The organism is Kitasatospora humi (genome assembly GCF_020907985.1).
Classification (GTDB): Bacteria; Actinomycetota; Actinomycetes; order Streptomycetales; family Streptomycetaceae; genus Kitasatospora; species Kitasatospora humi.
Genome location: NZ_JAJJPA010000016.1, coordinates 41,044 through 55,634, shown reverse-complemented (window position 1 = coordinate 55,634; position 14,591 = coordinate 41,044). Strand labels below are relative to the sequence as shown.

Sequence of the window (14,591 nt, the reverse complement as noted above, 5' to 3'; positions counted from 1 at the left end):
GGCGGGACGGCGGCGGATGAGGTGATCCACCGTGCCGCCGAAGCGGACCACCTCCTCCGGCACACCCACTCCCTCACCCCATGATGCTCGCCACCACCTCCGCGCCCAGGCTCAGGGCCGTGGTCATCCCCACGCCCGAGGTGACCGAGACGACGTGCACGCCCTTGCGCGGCTCGGCGATCAGGAACGGCTCGGTGGCGGAGGCGTAGACGCCGCGCCAGCGCTCCAGCACGTCGAGGCGGTCGACCCCGAGCAGGCCGGCGGTGGCGCCGAGCACGGCGGCGTCCAGGCGTTCCTCCTCGAAGAACTCCGGGGTGGTGTCGTAGGCGTGGGTGTCGCCGATGGTGAGGGTGCCGTCGGGGCGCTGGGTGAACATCAGGTTGAGGCCCATGCCGAGCAGCTCCGGATGCTCGTGGGCGAGCCGCGCGCGCACCGCCTCCAGGCTTGGGCAGGCGCCGAAGCCACCGTAGCGCAGCAGCGAGAAGCCGGTCTGCACGGCCGGTTCGATCACGCGGTCGCCGAACGGGTTGGCCACCCGCAGCATTCGCAGCACGCAGCGCTTGATCCGGGCCCGGTCGGCCAGTTCGGGGAAGTGCCGGTCGACGTCGTGCCCGGTGGACATGATCACCGTGCCGGCGCGCACCTCGCCCCGGTTGGTGCGGACGGTGCCGCTGTCCACCGCGTGGGCGGTGGTCGCCCAGTGGAAGCGCACGCCCCGGCCGGCGAGGTACCGGGCGATGGCGCCGACGGCGGCGCGCTGGTCGACCCGCAGGTCCTCGGGGAAGAGCGCGCCGCCGAGCACGTCCGGGCCGGTCGGCACGTGTTCCGCCAGCTCGGCGGGGGTGAGCAGGCGGACCTGAGCGGTGCCGCGCAGCTCGGCGAACTCGGTCAGCACGGCGAACTCATCGGCGGCCCGGGCGACCATGACGGTGCCGGTGCGCCGGGCCCAGAAGCCCGCCTCCTCGGCCAGCCGCAGCCAGCGTGACCGCGCCGCCAGACCGTAGCGGTGCCCGTCGCCGTCCAGCCCGGTCGCACAGGCGTGTCCGAAGTTGCGCACCGAGGCGCCGACGGCCCGGTCGTTGCGCTCCACCACGGCGACCGTCAGACCGCGCTCCACCGCCTCGAAGGCGTGCGCCAGGCCGACGATGCCGGCGCCGACGATCACCACATCGGCCGAGTCCAGCGTGCTGCTCACATTGCTCCCATCGCTGAGTTGTATGGACAACTTACTTCAACGGAAACATACGAGCAGCCGCTGGACCGCCCGGCGCACGGGCGGTGAACGTCGGGTGAACTCAGCCGCACACCACGGCACCGGTCCCAACCGTGCCCCCAGGTCTTGACGGGGCAAGTTAGGAAACCTAACTTATGGTCACCCCGCGACACCCCCACCCGCCCCGCCCCTCCAGCCCACGGAGTCGCCCGTGTCCGGCACCCTCAGTAGGCGGATCGGCTTGTTCCAGGCCACCGCGATCAACATGAGCCAGATGTGCGGCATCGGGCCGTTCGTCACCATCCCGCTGATGGTCGCCGCGTTCGGCGGCCCGCAGGCGATCATCGGCTGGATCGCCGGAGCCGTACTGGCCCTGATGGACGGGCTGGTCTGGGCCGAGCTGGGCGCCTCGCTCCCCGGCGCCGGCGGCTCCTACGTCTATCTGCGCGAGGCCTTCCAGTACCGCTCCGGGCGGTTGATGCCGTTCCTGTTCGTCTGGACGGCGATGCTCTTCATCCCACTGATCATGTCCACCGGCGTGGTCGGCTTCGTGCAGTACCTCGGCTTCCTGTGGCCGCAGATGACGAGGAGCCAGGGCGATCTGGTGGGCCTGGCCGTGGTGGTGGCAGTGGTCCTGCTGCTCTGGCGCAAGGTGGACCGGATCGCCAGGCTCGCCACCGCGATGTGGGGCGTGATGCTCGTCGCGGTCGCCGCCGTGCTGATCGCCTCCTACAGCCGCTTCTCGGCCGGCCGGGCGTTCACCTGGCCCGCGCACGCAGTGGAGTTGACGCACGGTCAGTTCTGGCTGGGCTTCGCCGCCGGCCTCACCATCGGCATCTACGACTACCTCGGCTACAACACCGCCGCCTACCTGGGGGCCGAGGTCAAGCAACCGGGCAAGGTGCTGCCGCGCTCCATCGTGCTCTCGATCCTCGGCATCATGGTGATCTACCTGCTGCTGCAGATCGGCGTCCTGGGCGCGATCAACTGGCATGACATGCTGGACAAGAACTCGGTCGCCTCCCAGTCGGTCGCCTCGGCCGCGTTGGAACTGGCCTGGGGCACCAAGGCCGCCGACGTGGTCACCGTGCTGATCCTGGTCACCGCGTTCGCCTCGGTGCTGACCGGGCTGCTCGGCGGCTCCCGAGTGCCCTACGACGCGGCCCGGGACCGGGTGTTCTTCCGCTCCTACGCCAAGTTGCATGCCAGGCACGATTTTCCGGTGCTCGGGCTGGTCACCATGGGCGCCGTCACCGCGGCCGGCTTCCTCATCGGCCGGCACACCGACCTCAACACCCTGATCAACCTGCTCACCACGGTGATGGTGATCGTCCAGGCCTTCGCCCAGATCCTGGCCGTCACCGTGCTGCGCCGCCGCCAGCCCGAGCTGCCGCGCCCGTACCGGATGTGGCTCTATCCGGCGCCGAGCGTGGTGGCCGCGATCGGCTGGCTGGTCGTCTACGGCTACGCCGACCGGAACGCGCCGGGCTACCATCCGATCGAATGGTCGCTGGCCTGGGTGGCGGCCGGGGTGCTGGCCTTCCTGCTCTGGTCGAAGGTGGAGAAGGCCTGGCCGTTCGGCCCGCAGGAGATCCGCGAGGAGTACCTGCCACGTGACGTGCAGTCAGCAGAGGTTTGACGTGAGGGTTTCGAAGACCTCGGGCCGGGCGGTGCCGAGCGCCGTCGCCAGCGCGCCGCGCAGCACCGCCTCGTCCCCCAGCAGACTCGCGGCCAGCCGGGGCCGCAGCGGGCTGAGGCGGTGCAGGGCCTGCTCCACCGGGCCGATCAGCAGGTCTGCGCCGTTGCCCAGGCCGCCGCCCAGCACCACCAGGTCCGGGTCCAGCACGGCCGCCACCACCGCCACCGCGAAGGCCAGTTGCTCGGACTCCCGGAGCACCGCCGCCATCGCCCGCGAGTCACCGGCCCGGGCCGCCGCGAAGACCCGCTTGGCGGTCAGCGGCCCGGTCATCCCCGCCGCCCTGGCCTCGCGCACCACCGACTCGGCCGCCGCCGCCTGCTCCAGGTCGACCCCGCTGCCCGGCAGCGGCAGGAACCCGATCTCCCCGGCGGCACCGTGGGCGCCCTGCTGGATCTCGCCGTTCACCACCACGCCCATCCCGAGCCCGGAGCCGATCAGCAGGTAGACGAAGACCCGGCTGCCGGCACCGGCCCCACCGGCGTACTCGCCGAGCGCGGCCAGGTTGGCGTCGTTGTGCACGCTGATCCGGGTGCCGAGACCGGCCGCGATCCGCTCGAACAGCCCGCGCCGCCCCCAGCCGGGCAGCTTGGTGGCGTAGTGCACCCGCCGCTGCGACTCGTCCCAGACGCCCGGCGAGCCGACCGCCGCGTGCACCACGTCGCCGGACGCCAGGCCCGCCTCGGCGATCGCCTCACGGGCGGCGGCCACCACCGCGTCGGCCACCGCGTTGGCGCTGCGGCCCCGGTTGGGCACGTCCCGCCGGGCGGTGATCCGACCGGAGAGGTCCGCCACGGCCACCCGCAGCCGGGCCCGCCCGATGTCCACCCCGAGCACATGGCCGGCCGCCGGGTCCGGCTCGTAGAGCACCGCCACCCGCCCGCGTTCCGGTGTCAGCCGCCCGGCCTCGCGCACCAGCCCCACCTGCTCCAGCGCCGCCAGCGCGGCCGACACCGTCGGCTTGGAGAGCCCGGTGTCCCGGGCGAGTTGGGCCCGCGACACCGGACCGGCGGTGCGCAGCCGCTCCAGCAGCAGCCACTCGTTGTTGCTGCGCAACCGCTGCCGGTTCCACGGCTGGCTCTGCCCCGAGCCGCCCTCCGGTCCGGGCAGCGTCACCGGGCGGGCATCCATCCACAAACCTCCGGGCCGTCGACGTCGTCGGTGCGACGCCCACTCTATGCAGGCAGCCGACGGGTACCTGGGCGGCCCATGGACTACCGAGCAGTAACATCCGGCTCGGCACATGGCTAAGCTGAGCGCACGGCAGGACCGACGGGCGGGAGTTGACGGCATGGCAACTGGGTTCTTCACCTCGGTGGACGAGGTCGCGGCACGACTGGCCGAGGCCGGCTACCTGGCCTCCACCGCGGTCGCCACCACGGTGTTCCTGGCCGACCGGCTGGGCAAGCCGCTGCTGGTCGAGGGCCCGGCGGGCGTCGGCAAGACCGAACTCGCCAAGGCGGTGGCCGCCGTGGCCGACGCCCGGCTGGTGCGGCTGCAGTGCTACGAGGGCGTCGACGAGGCCCGGGCGCTCTACGAGTGGAACCACGCCAAGCAGTTGCTGCGGATCACCGCCGGCCGCGACGAGACCTGGGACCAGGCCCGCACCGACATCTTCAGCGAGGAGTTCCTGCTCCCCCGCCCGCTGCTCACCGCGATCCGCGGCAGCGAGCCGACCGTGCTGCTGATCGACGAGACCGACAAGGCCGATGTCGAGGTCGAGGGCCTGCTGCTGGAAGTGCTCAGCGACTTCCAGGTGACCGTCCCGGAGCTCGGCACCATCACCGCCGAGCGCCGGCCGTTCGTCGTGCTCACCTCCAACGCCACCCGGGAGCTCTCCGAGGCGCTGCGCCGTCGCTGCCTCTTCCTCCACCTGGACTTCCCCGATGCCGAGTTGGAGCAGCGGATCGTGCGGCTGCGGGTACCGGGGCTGGACGCCGCGCTGGCCGAGTCGCTGGTCTCGGTGGTCGGCGCGCTACGTGCCCTGGAGCTGCGCAAGCACCCCTCGGTGGCGGAGACCGTCGACTGGGCCCGCACCCTGCTGGCGCTCGGCGCCGACACCCTGGACGACGCCGTGGTCCGCGCCACCCTCGGGGTGCTGCTCAAGCACCAGGAGGACATCGGGCACGCCACCGAGAAGCTGGCGCTCGCGTGATCGCCGAGCGGCTGACCGCCTTCGTCCACGCGCTGCGGGCGAACGGGGTGCGGGTGGGCCCGAGCGAGACCGTGGACGCGGCGGCGGTGGTCGAGGTGCTGGGTCTGGCGCACCGGGAGCGGCTGCGCGAGGGCCTGGCCGCCGCACTGCTGCGCGGCGAGCGGCAACGGGCGGTCTTCGACGCGACGTTCGACCTGTACTTCCCGCTGCGGGTGGGCGCGCCCGCCACCCCCACCGCCGAAGTCACCGAGCTGCGCGATCGGTTGGCCGCCGCGCTGACCGCGGGCGACCAGGCCGCGATGGCGGCGGTGGCCGCCGAAGCGGTGCAGGCGCTCGGCCGCTACGGCAACTCCCCCGCCTCGGACGGCTACTCGGCCTCCCAGACCCTGGACCGGCTGCGCCCGCAGATCCTGCTGGCCCGCGTGCTGGCCGCGCTGCGCGCGGACCGCGCCACCGCGCCCGACTTCACCGAGCGGCTGCAGGCCGACGAGATCCGCCGCCGGATCCAGGCCTTCCGCGACATGGTCGGCACCGAGGCCCGCCGCCGGATCGCCGAACTGCGCGGCACCGACCGGATCGCGCGCCGCGCGGTGGCGCCCACCGTCGACCGGATCGACTTCCTGTACGCCGGGCGGGACCAACTCGCCGAGCTGCGCCGCGCCGTCCGCCCGCTCTCCCGCAAGCTGGCCACCCGGCTGGCCGCGCGCCGCCGCCGGGCCTCGCACGGCGAGATCGACCTGCGCCGCACCCTGCGCCGCTCGCTCTCCACCGGCGGGGTGCCGCTGCGCCCGGCCTACCGCCATCGGCGGCCGCAGCGACCGGAATTGGTGCTGCTGTGCGATGTCTCGGGTTCGGTGGCCGGGTTCGCCGACTTCACCATGCTGCTGGTGCAGGCGCTGCGCGCGGAGTTCAGCCGGGTCCGGGTGTTCGCCTTCGTCAACCGGATGGCCGAGGTGACCGAGCTGATCAGCCCGGCGCTCGGCGAGTCGGCGCAGCGGATCCTGACCGAGGCCCCGGTGATGGGGCTGCACGGCAACAGCGACTACGGCACCGCCCTGGGCGAGTTCGCCGATCGCTGGCTGGACGCGGTCGGCCCGCGCACCTCGGTGCTGATCCTGGGCGACGCCCGCACCAACCGCCGCGATCCCAACCTGCCCGCCCTGCGCCTGATCGCCGCCCGGGCCCGCCGGGTCTTCTGGCTCAACCCGGAGCCGCCCTCGCTCTGGGACGGCGGCGACTCGGCCGCCACCCGCTACGGCTCGGTGGTCCCCATGTACCCGTGCCGCAACGCCCGCCAACTGGGCGCACTGATCGAGAGGTTGCTGCCGGTATGAGCGCCTTCCGGGCACGGATCCCGGTCCGGATCACCCTGCGCGGGCTCGCGGCGAGTGGCCGCGCGGCAGCACGGCAGCCCGCCCGAGGGCGGCGGCTTCCGCGCGCGGCAGCACGGCAGCACGACCGGGGGCGGCGGCTTCCGCTGCGAGCCGAATAACCGGATGACGGCCGGCGTGGCCGCTCACCACAATGCCGACATGCTGAGCGACCACTGGCCCCTGCTGGGCCTGCGCCTGACCACCCCCCGGCTCGAACTGCGACTCCCCACCGAGGACGAGCTCGGTCGACTCGCCGACGTCGCCGCCGAGGGTGTCCACGAGCCCGACCGGATGCCCTTCCTGGTGCCCTGGAGCGATCTGCCGCCCGCCGAGCGGGCCCGCTCCGTGGTGCAGCACCACTGGCTGCGCCGGGGCACCTGGACCCCGCAGGACTGGGCGCTCACCCTGACGGTGTTCCGGGACGGCGAGGTGCTGGGCCTGCAGGCCGTCACCGGCCGCGACTTCGCCGTCCGGCGCGAGGTCGGCACCGGCTCCTGGCTCGGCATGCGCTTCCACAGCCAGGGCATCGGCACCGAAATGCGGGCCGCTGTGCTGGAGTTGGCGTTCACCGGCCTGGGTGCGCTGGAGGCGGTCTCCGGCGCGATGGCCGACAACGCGGCCTCGCTCGCCGTCTCCCGCAAGCTCGGCTACCGCGAGGACGGCGTGGACCACCATGTGGTGCGGGGCGCGAGGGTGGCCAACACGCGGCTGCGGATCGACCGCGCCGGCTGGGAGCGGCACCGGACCATCCCGGTGGCGATCGACGGCCTGGACCGCTGCCTGCCACTCTTCGGCCTGCCGCAGGCCGGGTGACGGTGCTTCGGCGACCTGCGGTGGCAGGCTGGAGGACAGCCACACACGTGCGTTGACCCGTCAACCCAAGGGAGTCGACGAATGGACCTGCGGGAGAGTGCCGCCGCCCTGCAACCCGACCTGGTCGCCCTGCGCCGCGACCTGCACGCCGTGCCCGAGCTGGGCCTGCGGCTGCCCCGCACCCAGCGGCTGGTGCTGGCGGCGCTGGACGGCCTGCCGCTGGAGGTGACCCGCGGCCGCGGGCTGGACTCGGTGACCGCCGTCCTGCGCGGCGCGGGTGACGGGCCGACGGTGCTGCTGCGCGGCGACATGGACGCGCTGCCGGTGCCGGAGCGTCCGCAGCCCGGCGGTCCGGTCTCGTCAATCCCCGGCCGGATGCACGCCTGCGGGCACGACCTGCACACCGCCATGCTGGTCGGCGCCGCCCGGCTGCTCGCCGCGCGGCGGGCCGAGCTGCCGGGCGACGTGGTGTTCATGTTCCAGCCCGCCGAGGAGACCGACGGCGGCGCCCAACTGATGATCGAGGAGGGGGTGCTCACCGCCGCCGGCGCGGACCGCCCGGTGGCCGCCGCGTACGCCCTGCACGTCTTCTCGGGTCTGCTGCCCAGCGGGCAGGTCGCCGTGCGGCGCGGCACCGCGATGGCGGCGGCCGACCAGTTGCGGGTGGTGGTGCGCGGGCGCGGCGGGCACGGTTCGGCGCCGCACGCCGCGCTCGACCCGGTGCCGGCCGCCTGCGAGGCGGTGACGGCCCTGCAGACGGCGGTCACCCGGTCCTTCTCGATCTTCGACCCGGTGGTGGTCAGCGTGGGCACCTTCCACGCCGGCGAGGTGGCCAACGTGATCCCGGACGAGGCGCGGTTCACGGCCATCGTGCGCACCTTCTCCCCGGCGGCGCGGGAGCGGGCGATGGCGGTGTTGCCGCCGGTGGTGCACGGCGTCGCGGCGGCGCACGGGCTGACCGCCGACGTGGAGTACCACCAGGGCTACCCGGTCACCGTCAACCATCCGGAGCACGCGGACCGGGTCGCCGGGACCGTGCGCACGCTGTTCGGCGCCGACCGGCTGGCCGATCTCGGGCACCCGCAGGCGGGCGCCGAGGACTTCTCCTACGTGCTGCAGCGGGTGCCCGGCGCCTACTTCTTCCTGGGTGCCCTGCTGCCCGGCCGCGACCTGGCCACCGCGCCCTACAACCACTCCCCCGAGGCCGCCTTCGACGAGGCGGTGCTCGCCGACGGCGCGGCGCTGCTGGCCGCGCTCGCCCTCAACCCGCTGACTTGATGCTCGCACCGGCGGAGCGAGCCCGTCGCCGGGCCCGCTCCGCCGGTGCCGGGGTCAGCTGTGCTTCCAGGTCACCGAGAAGGCGCTGCCGCCGCTCAGCGACGAGGTGCTGGCCTTGGTGGTGCCGCCGGAGGCCATGGTGATCCGGTCGGGGCTGAAGGTGCCGATCGCCTGCCCGTTGGCCGAGGAGCCGGTGAAGGCGACCGTGCCGAACTTGCTCAGCGGCAGCACGCCGGTGGAGCTGGACGGCGCCTCGGCTATCACCTCGGCCGAGGCCAGCGCGGCGCTCTTCAGGCTCTTGTTGACGGTGTGGCTCCAGCCCTCGGTGGTGTCGGCGAGGGTGAGCGTGAAGGAGCCGGAGCCGTTGGTGGTGACGCTCGCGGTGAAGTGGTCACCGGCGCGGACGGTGCCGCTGAAGTTGACCGGGTAGGCGGGGTACATCTCGTACCACGAGGAGTAGACCGGGCTGCCGCCGGAGCAGTCCGCCTCGCTGCCGGTCTGCTCGACCGAGTTGCTGCCGTCGCCGTCGATCCCGACCCAGAAGCTGGACCAGGTGCTGGTGCCGCTGCAGCTCACCGACGGCTGCACCCAACTCGCGCTGACGCTGGTGAACTTGCCGCCGGTGGCGGCATAGCCGGACCAGTTGCCGCTGGTGCTGTTCAGGACCCCGCCACCGTGCAGGTGCGAGGTGGCGTTGGGCGCCTGAACCACCGCGGGGGCGGCGGCGACGGCGGGTGCCGCGGTGGTCAGGAGGGCGAGAAGGGTCGTGGTGGCGGCCAAGGTGCGGCGTGCTGCGGGCATGGCTCACTCCTCGTGGGGGATCTGCCGATCGCTCAACAGGCGGGGGAAGCAACCGTGTTGATGAGGTGCCGTCAAAGGCTAGGCGAGTTCGACGGAAGTGGGTAGATCCTCGTCACCGGAAAGCCGCCCGAACCGGGACACCGCGCAGACCCCGGGCCACCGCGGGCCGGGGCGGGCCGCAGGAAGTGGTCGTGAAGTCCGACGGCCCCCTCAGCTCAGCTCGGCAGCCAGCCGGCGCAGCGCCGGGCCGTACTCGGGGTCGGCCAGGGCGGCGGCGAACTGCGCGGTCAGGTAGGCCAGCGGATTGCCGGTGTCGTACCAGCGCCCCTGGATCACCTGGCCGTAGACGGCGCGCTCGGCGGCGTAGGCGGCGATCGCGTCGGTCAGGTAGACCTCGCCGGCCCGCTGCTCGTACCAGCGCGAGGTCTGCCGGCGCAGCTCCTCGATGACGGCCGGCGTGATCACATAGCCGCCGATCGCCGCGTACTCGGAGGGCGCGGCGGCGGGCTCCGGCTTCTCCACCAGCCCGGTGATCCGCAGCAGCCCGCGGCCCAGGTCCTCCTTGACCACCGGCACGCCGTAGCGGTGGGACTCCGAGCGCTCCATCGGCATCAGCGCCAGGACCGGGCAGTTGGTCTCCTCGAAGGCCTTGATGAGCTGCTGGGCGCGCGGCACCTCGGCGACGAAGACGTCGTCCGGCCAGAGCACCAGCATGGGCTCGTCGCCGAGGTTGCGGGCGGCGTTCAGCACCGGGGTGCCGTTGCCGTACGGGCCGTGCTGGTCGAGGTAGGTGAGGTGGCCGGCCCGGGAGAGCTCGCCGACCTCCTCGACGGCGTCCGCGTAGGCGTCCTTCCCGGCGGCCCGCAACTGGTCCACCAGTGCGGGGTTGGGCCGGAAGTGGCGCTGGATCAGGTCCTTGTTGTCGGAGACGACGATGGTGATGTCGGTGATCCCGGAGGCGATCAGCTCGCGCACGGTGTGCTCGATCACCGGCTTGTCGCCGACCGGCAGCATCTCCTTGGGGGTGGCCTTGGTGAGCGGCAGCAGCCGGGACCCGAGACCGGCGGCGGGGATCACGGCCCGGCGGATTGTGGTGGTCATGTCCCGACGCTACCAGCGGTGTTGGCCGGTCAGGCGGGCGCCGCGCAGGCGAGCTGACGGCTCGTCAGGCCGACCAGCCGCGCGAGCAGAGCACCAGGCGGTAGCCGTCCGGGTCGGCGACGGTGACGCCGTGGCGGTCCCAGTACGGGTTGTGCGCGGGCACCCTGGTGCCGCCCGCGGCGAGCAGGCGCTCGATCAGCCGCTCGTCGACCGGCGCCCCGAGGTAGACCACGAACAGGTCGTCCACCGTGGGCGTCGGGTCGAGCGGATCCTCCGGATCGCGGGTGAGCTCGAAGTGCCAGGCGCCACCGGCCGGGCCGACCATCAGCAGATCGTGCTCGCCCGGAACCCGTTCGGTGGTCCGCCACAGCACGGGGAGGCCGAGCCCGTCGACGTAGAAGCGTTCGGCCGCGGCCAGGTCCCGGGACGGCCTGGCCACCCGGACGGCCATGGTGGAATCGATCACGGCCGAACGCTACCGCTTCGCCCGAACACGGGGCACGGGCAGGGCCAACCGTTGAAAACCGTTCAGCCGAACAGCTCCCCTCCCGATTATGTCGGCAACAGATGTACTCTGTCTCCGACAGGACAGTCAGGACCGGACGAGATGACGGGGGTCGATCCGTGAACGCGGTGCGCACTCTGCTCACCACCGAGCGCGCCCGGCCCGAGGCGGTCCGGGAGTCGCGGTGGGCCTGGCGGCTGGCCGTGGGCACGGTCTGCTTCGGCGCCTTCATGGGCCAGCTGGACGCGAGCATCGTCACCCTCACCTACCAGCCGCTGCGCACCGACTTCCACACCGGCCCGGCCGCCGTGGAGTGGGTCTCGCTCTCGTACCTGCTCACCCTGGCCGCCCTGCTGGTCCCGATCGGCCGGCTCTCCGACGTGCGCGGCCGCAAGCTGATGTACCTCTACGGCTTCGCGGTCTTCACCGCCGCCTCCGCCGCCTGCGGGCTGGCCCCCACGCTGGCCGCGCTGGTGCTGTTCCGGGTGGTGCAGGCGGTCGGCGCGGCGCTGCTCCAGGCCAACAGCGTCGCCCTGGTCAGCACCAGCGCGCCGCCGGCCCGGATGCGCGCCGCACTCGGCATGCAGGCGGCCGGGCAGGCGCTGGGGCTGGCGCTCGGTCCGACGGTCGGCGGCGTGCTGGTCGGCGCGCTCGGCTGGCGCTGGGTCTTCTGGGTCAATGTGCCGGTCGGCGTGCTGGCCCTGGCCGCCGGCCACTACCTGCTGCCGCGCACCCGGCAGTGCGCCGCCGCCACCAGGATCGACCGGCTGGGCGTGCTGCTGCTGGCCGGCTCCAGCACCGCCGCCCTGCTCGCCCTCTCGGTGGCCGCCGGGCTGGGCGTGCCGGCCTGGTCGGCGCTGGTGCTCGCAGTGGCCGCGCTGGTCACCGGCTGGGCGTTCCTGCGTCGCCAGGCCCGCAGCCCGCATCCGCTGATCGATCTGGCGCTGCTCAGGGAGCGGCGGCTCGGCCCCGGCCTGTTCGGCGGGCTCTGCGGCTACCTGGTGCTGTTCGGCCCGCTGGTGCTGGTGCCGGCCGCGCTGACGCCCCGGGGCGGCTCACCGCTGGCCACCGGGCTGGTGCTGACCGCGCTGCCGCTGGGGTTCGCGCTGGCCGCGACGGCGGCGGAGCGAATACTCCCGCTCGATGGGAGCGACCGGCAGCGCGGCCGGGTCGGCGCGCTGGGCAGCGTCGCCGCGCTGGTCCTGCTGGCAGTGCTGCCCGCCGAGGCCGCACTGCTGCCGCTGCCGCTCGCCCTGCTCGGGCTGTCGCTGGGCGTCTACGTCCCGGCCAACAACACCCAGGTGATGCGTGCGGTGCCGAGCACCGCGGCCGGCACCGGCGGCGGCATGGTCAACATGGCCCGCAGCCTGGGCACCGCCGTCGGCGTCGCGGCGGTCACCCTGGCGCTGCACCTGGTGCCCGGACCGGCCGCCGGCCCGCGGGCCGCCGCGGCCACCCTGCTCGCCTTCGCCGTCCTCGCGCTCGCCACCACCCGCCGCCCTCCGCGAGCGGCGGCCTAGCTAGACCCGCCCCGCCGCCTTCTGGGTGCGCCGGGCCAGCGAGTCGATCACCACGGCGGCCAGCAGCACCGCACCGGTGATCATGAACTGGATGGCGTTGCTGAGGCCCTCGATGTTCATGCCGGACTGGATCGAGCCGATCACCAGGGCGCCGAGCAGCGCCGACCAGGTGGACCCCCGGCCGCCGAACAGACTGGTGCCGCCGATCACGGCCGCCGCGATCGCGTTCATCAGCAGGTTGCCGCCGCCCGAGGTCTGGCTCGCCGACTGGATCTGCGCGGCCAGGAAGAGCCCGCCGATCGCCGCCATGGTGGAGCAGATCATGAAGACCGTGATCCGGATCCGGGCCACGTTGATGCCGGCCCGCCGGGCGCCCTCGATGTTGCCGCCGAGGGCGAAGACCTGGCGCCCGTATCCCGTGCGGCGCAGCACGAAGTCCAGCACCACGATGAACGCCAGCAACACCACCAGCGCCAGCGGCAGCCCCTTGTACTGGTTGAGGGTGTAGGCCGCCGCGTAGGCCACCGCCGCCAGCAGCACGGTGCGCAGGGCGATGTCGGTGACCGGCCGGTACGGCACGCCGGCGGCCCGCCGCCGCCCGCAGTCGACCAGCGAAGCGCCGAGGAACAGCGCCACCCCGGCGGTGGCCAGCCCGTAGGCGGCGATCTGCTGCCCGTAGACGGTGCTGTAGAGCCGCGAGACGATGTCCCGGCCGCTGAGGTTGACGGTGCCGCTGGCCCCCAGGATCTGCAGCATCAGGCCGTTCCAGCCGAGGTTGCCGGCCAGCGTGACGACGAAGGCCGGCACCCCGACCCGGGCGAAGAAGAAGCCCTGCACCAGGCCGACCCCGGCGCCGCTGACCAGCGCGCAGGCCAGCGCCACCCACTGGTTGACCCCGTGGGTGACCTCCAGCACCGCGAAGATCGCCGCGCACAGGCCGCTGACCGAGCCGACCGAGAGGTCGATCTCGCCGAGCAGCAGCACGAAGACCACGCCGATCGCGATCAGCCCGGTGCCGACGATCTGCTGCGAGAGGTTGGAGATGTTCTGCGCCGACAGGAAGCTGCTGTTCATGCTGCCGAAGACGGCCCAGATGACGATCAGGGCCAGGATCACCGGCAGCGAGCCCAGCTCACCGCTGCTCAGCCGGCGCCGGAATTCGCCCAGGTAGCCCTTGACGCCCTCCTGGCGGACGATCAGCCGCGGGTCCACCGCCGGAGTGGCCTCCGCGGCGACCGGGACGGGTGCGTTGACCCCGCCGATGGGCATCGACTCCTCGGGCAGGCGCTGCCGCGGCGAGCCGTCCTCCTGGCGGCTCTCCTGGAGCGGGGCGTTGGGGTCGTCGATCATGCGGAACCCTCCGTGCCACGGGCCTGCCGGCGGGTCACGGCGTTGTCCGTGGCGCCGGTGATGGCCGAGATGATCTCTTCCTGGGTGGTCGACCGCCGGGCGAAAACCCCGTTGTTGCGGCCGAGCCGGAGCACCGCGACGCGGTCCGCGACGGCCATCACATCGGCCATGTTGTGGCTGATCAGCAGCACGGCCAGGCCCGAGTCCCGGAGCCGCTCCACCAGGTCGAGCACCTGGGCGGTCTGCTCCACGCCGAGCGCCGCGGTGGGCTCGTCGAGCAGCACCACCTTGGGCGAGCCGATCAGCGAGCGGGCGATGGCGACCACCTGGCGCTGGCCGCCGGAGAGCGAGGCGATCGGGATCCGCACGCTGGGGATCCGGATCGACAGGGTGTCGAGCAGCGCCCGGGAGCGCTTCTCCATCGCCACCTCGTCCAGCACGCCGAAACGTTTCAGCTCGCGGCCGAGGAAGAGGTTGCCGACCACGTCGAGGTTGTCGCAGAGCGCCAGGTCCTGGTAGACGGTGGCGACGCCCAGCTGCTGGGCGTCCTGCGGCCGGTGGACGGTGACCGGGCTGCCCTGCCACTCGATCACGCCGTCGTCCGGCTGGTGCACCCCGGCGATCGCCTTGACCAGCGTCGACTTGCCGGCGCCGTTGTCGCCGACCAGGGCCAGCACCTCGCCCGCGTTCACCTCCAGTTCTATGGCGGTCAGTGCTTGCACGGCACCGAACCGCTTGGACACCCCGCGCAGCGCCAGAACCGGGCCCGCCGTCATGGCGCGCCGC

At 73.2% G+C, this 14,591-nt stretch carries 13 protein-coding genes; 6 read left to right on the top strand and 7 right to left on the bottom strand.

What is annotated here, in order from left to right; translation table 11 throughout:
* Window positions 1-73: 73 nt before the first annotated feature.
* Window positions 74-1,195 (bottom strand): TIGR03364 family FAD-dependent oxidoreductase, encoded by a 1,122-nt coding sequence (locus LN042_RS17385; protein ID WP_230052145.1) that lies wholly within the window; start codon window positions 1,193-1,195, stop codon window positions 74-76.
* Window positions 1,196-1,478: 283 nt separating this feature from the next.
* On the opposite strand from LN042_RS17385, the gene LN042_RS17380 reads away from it, so the two are divergent.
* Complete coding sequence (locus LN042_RS17380) at window positions 1,479-2,852, top strand: APC family permease (RefSeq protein ID WP_230052229.1); 1,374 nt, start codon at window positions 1,479-1,481, stop codon at window positions 2,850-2,852.
* Here the strand turns inward: LN042_RS17380 and LN042_RS17375 are convergent.
* Window positions 2,838-4,040 (bottom strand): ROK family transcriptional regulator, encoded by a 1,203-nt coding sequence (locus LN042_RS17375; RefSeq protein WP_230052144.1) that lies wholly within the window; start codon window positions 4,038-4,040, stop codon window positions 2,838-2,840. The two genes, LN042_RS17380 and LN042_RS17375, sit on opposite strands and share 15 nt — an antisense overlap.
* A gap of 160 nt (window positions 4,041-4,200) precedes the next feature.
* Here LN042_RS17375 and LN042_RS17370 point away from each other — a divergent pair, with 160 nt between their 5' ends.
* The 4 genes from LN042_RS17370 to LN042_RS17355 all read left to right on the top strand — a co-directional run bounded on the left by LN042_RS17370 (window position 4,201) and on the right by LN042_RS17355 (window position 8,528).
* The gene (locus LN042_RS17370; protein ID WP_230052143.1) at window positions 4,201-5,064 is read left to right on the top strand and encodes an AAA family ATPase; all 864 of its coding nucleotides are present in this window, start codon (window positions 4,201-4,203) and stop codon (window positions 5,062-5,064) included.
* Window positions 5,061-6,398, top strand: a complete 1,338-nt coding sequence (locus tag LN042_RS17365; protein WP_230052142.1) for a vWA domain-containing protein — start codon at window positions 5,061-5,063, stop codon at window positions 6,396-6,398. The genes LN042_RS17370 and LN042_RS17365 overlap by 4 nt, the downstream gene beginning before the upstream one ends.
* Window positions 6,399-6,596: 198 nt before the next feature.
* Window positions 6,597-7,250 carry a GNAT family N-acetyltransferase gene (locus tag LN042_RS17360; protein WP_230052141.1) on the top strand — a complete coding sequence of 218 codons (654 nt, stop codon included), beginning with the start codon at window positions 6,597-6,599 and terminating at the stop codon, window positions 7,248-7,250.
* An 81-nt stretch (window positions 7,251-7,331) separates the two neighbouring features.
* Window positions 7,332-8,528 (top strand): M20 metallopeptidase family protein, encoded by a 1,197-nt coding sequence (locus LN042_RS17355; RefSeq protein WP_230052140.1) that lies wholly within the window; start codon window positions 7,332-7,334, stop codon window positions 8,526-8,528.
* A gap of 54 nt (window positions 8,529-8,582) precedes the next feature.
* Here the strand turns inward: LN042_RS17355 and LN042_RS17350 are convergent, their stop codons facing one another.
* The 3 genes from LN042_RS17350 to LN042_RS17340 all read right to left on the bottom strand — a co-directional run bounded on the left by LN042_RS17350 (window position 8,583) and on the right by LN042_RS17340 (window position 10,881).
* Entirely contained in the window at window positions 8,583-9,329 is a 747-nt protein-coding gene (locus LN042_RS17350; RefSeq protein ID WP_230052139.1) for a G1 family glutamic endopeptidase, read from the bottom strand.
* A gap of 210 nt (window positions 9,330-9,539) precedes the next feature.
* Window positions 9,540-10,430: a UTP--glucose-1-phosphate uridylyltransferase gene (locus LN042_RS17345; protein ID WP_230052138.1), complete on the bottom strand. Its 891-nt coding sequence runs from the start codon at window positions 10,428-10,430 to the stop codon at window positions 9,540-9,542.
* Between the two features lie 64 nt (window positions 10,431-10,494).
* Window positions 10,495-10,881, bottom strand: coding sequence for a VOC family protein (locus tag LN042_RS17340; protein WP_230052228.1), 387 nt, complete (start codon window positions 10,879-10,881; stop codon window positions 10,495-10,497).
* 191 nt (window positions 10,882-11,072) lie between these two features.
* Here LN042_RS17340 and LN042_RS17335 point away from each other — a divergent pair, with 191 nt between their 5' ends.
* On the top strand, window positions 11,073-12,455 hold the full coding sequence (locus tag LN042_RS17335; protein WP_230052227.1) for an MFS transporter: 1,383 nt from the start codon (window positions 11,073-11,075) through the stop codon (window positions 12,453-12,455).
* On the opposite strand, the gene LN042_RS17330 is transcribed toward LN042_RS17335, so the two are convergent.
* Together LN042_RS17330 and LN042_RS17325 are read right to left on the bottom strand one after the other, a co-directional pair.
* Entirely contained in the window at window positions 12,456-13,724 is a 1,269-nt protein-coding gene (locus LN042_RS17330; protein WP_230052226.1) for a sugar ABC transporter permease, read from the bottom strand.
* 77 nt (window positions 13,725-13,801) lie between these two features.
* On the bottom strand, window positions 13,802-14,581 hold the full coding sequence (locus LN042_RS17325) for an ATP-binding cassette domain-containing protein (protein WP_230052137.1): 780 nt from the start codon (window positions 14,579-14,581) through the stop codon (window positions 13,802-13,804).
* Between the last annotated feature and the right edge of the window lie 10 nt (window positions 14,582-14,591).

Bases quoted from the DNA above. Each gene is read 5' to 3' on its own strand.
- LN042_RS17340 (WP_230052228.1), bottom strand. From the start codon at position 10,881: ATGGCCGTCCGGGTGGCCAGGCCGTCCCGGGACCTGGCCGCGGCCGAA.
- LN042_RS17345 (WP_230052138.1), bottom strand. From the start codon at position 10,430: ATGACCACCACAATCCGCCGGGCCGTGATCCCCGCCGCCGGTCTCGGG.
- LN042_RS17355 (WP_230052140.1), top strand. From the start codon at position 7,332: ATGGACCTGCGGGAGAGTGCCGCCGCCCTGCAACCCGACCTGGTCGCC.
- LN042_RS17360 (WP_230052141.1), top strand. From the start codon at position 6,597: ATGCTGAGCGACCACTGGCCCCTGCTGGGCCTGCGCCTGACCACCCCC.
- LN042_RS17330 (WP_230052226.1), bottom strand. From the start codon at position 13,724: ATGCCCATCGGCGGGGTCAACGCACCCGTCCCGGTCGCCGCGGAGGCC.
- LN042_RS17380 (WP_230052229.1), top strand. From the start codon at position 1,479: ATGAGCCAGATGTGCGGCATCGGGCCGTTCGTCACCATCCCGCTGATG.
- LN042_RS17370 (WP_230052143.1), top strand. From the start codon at position 4,201: ATGGCAACTGGGTTCTTCACCTCGGTGGACGAGGTCGCGGCACGACTG.
- LN042_RS17375 (WP_230052144.1), bottom strand. From the start codon at position 4,040: ATGGATGCCCGCCCGGTGACGCTGCCCGGACCGGAGGGCGGCTCGGGG.
- LN042_RS17325 (WP_230052137.1), bottom strand. From the start codon at position 14,581: ATGACGGCGGGCCCGGTTCTGGCGCTGCGCGGGGTGTCCAAGCGGTTC.
- LN042_RS17350 (WP_230052139.1), bottom strand. From the start codon at position 9,329: ATGCCCGCAGCACGCCGCACCTTGGCCGCCACCACGACCCTTCTCGCC.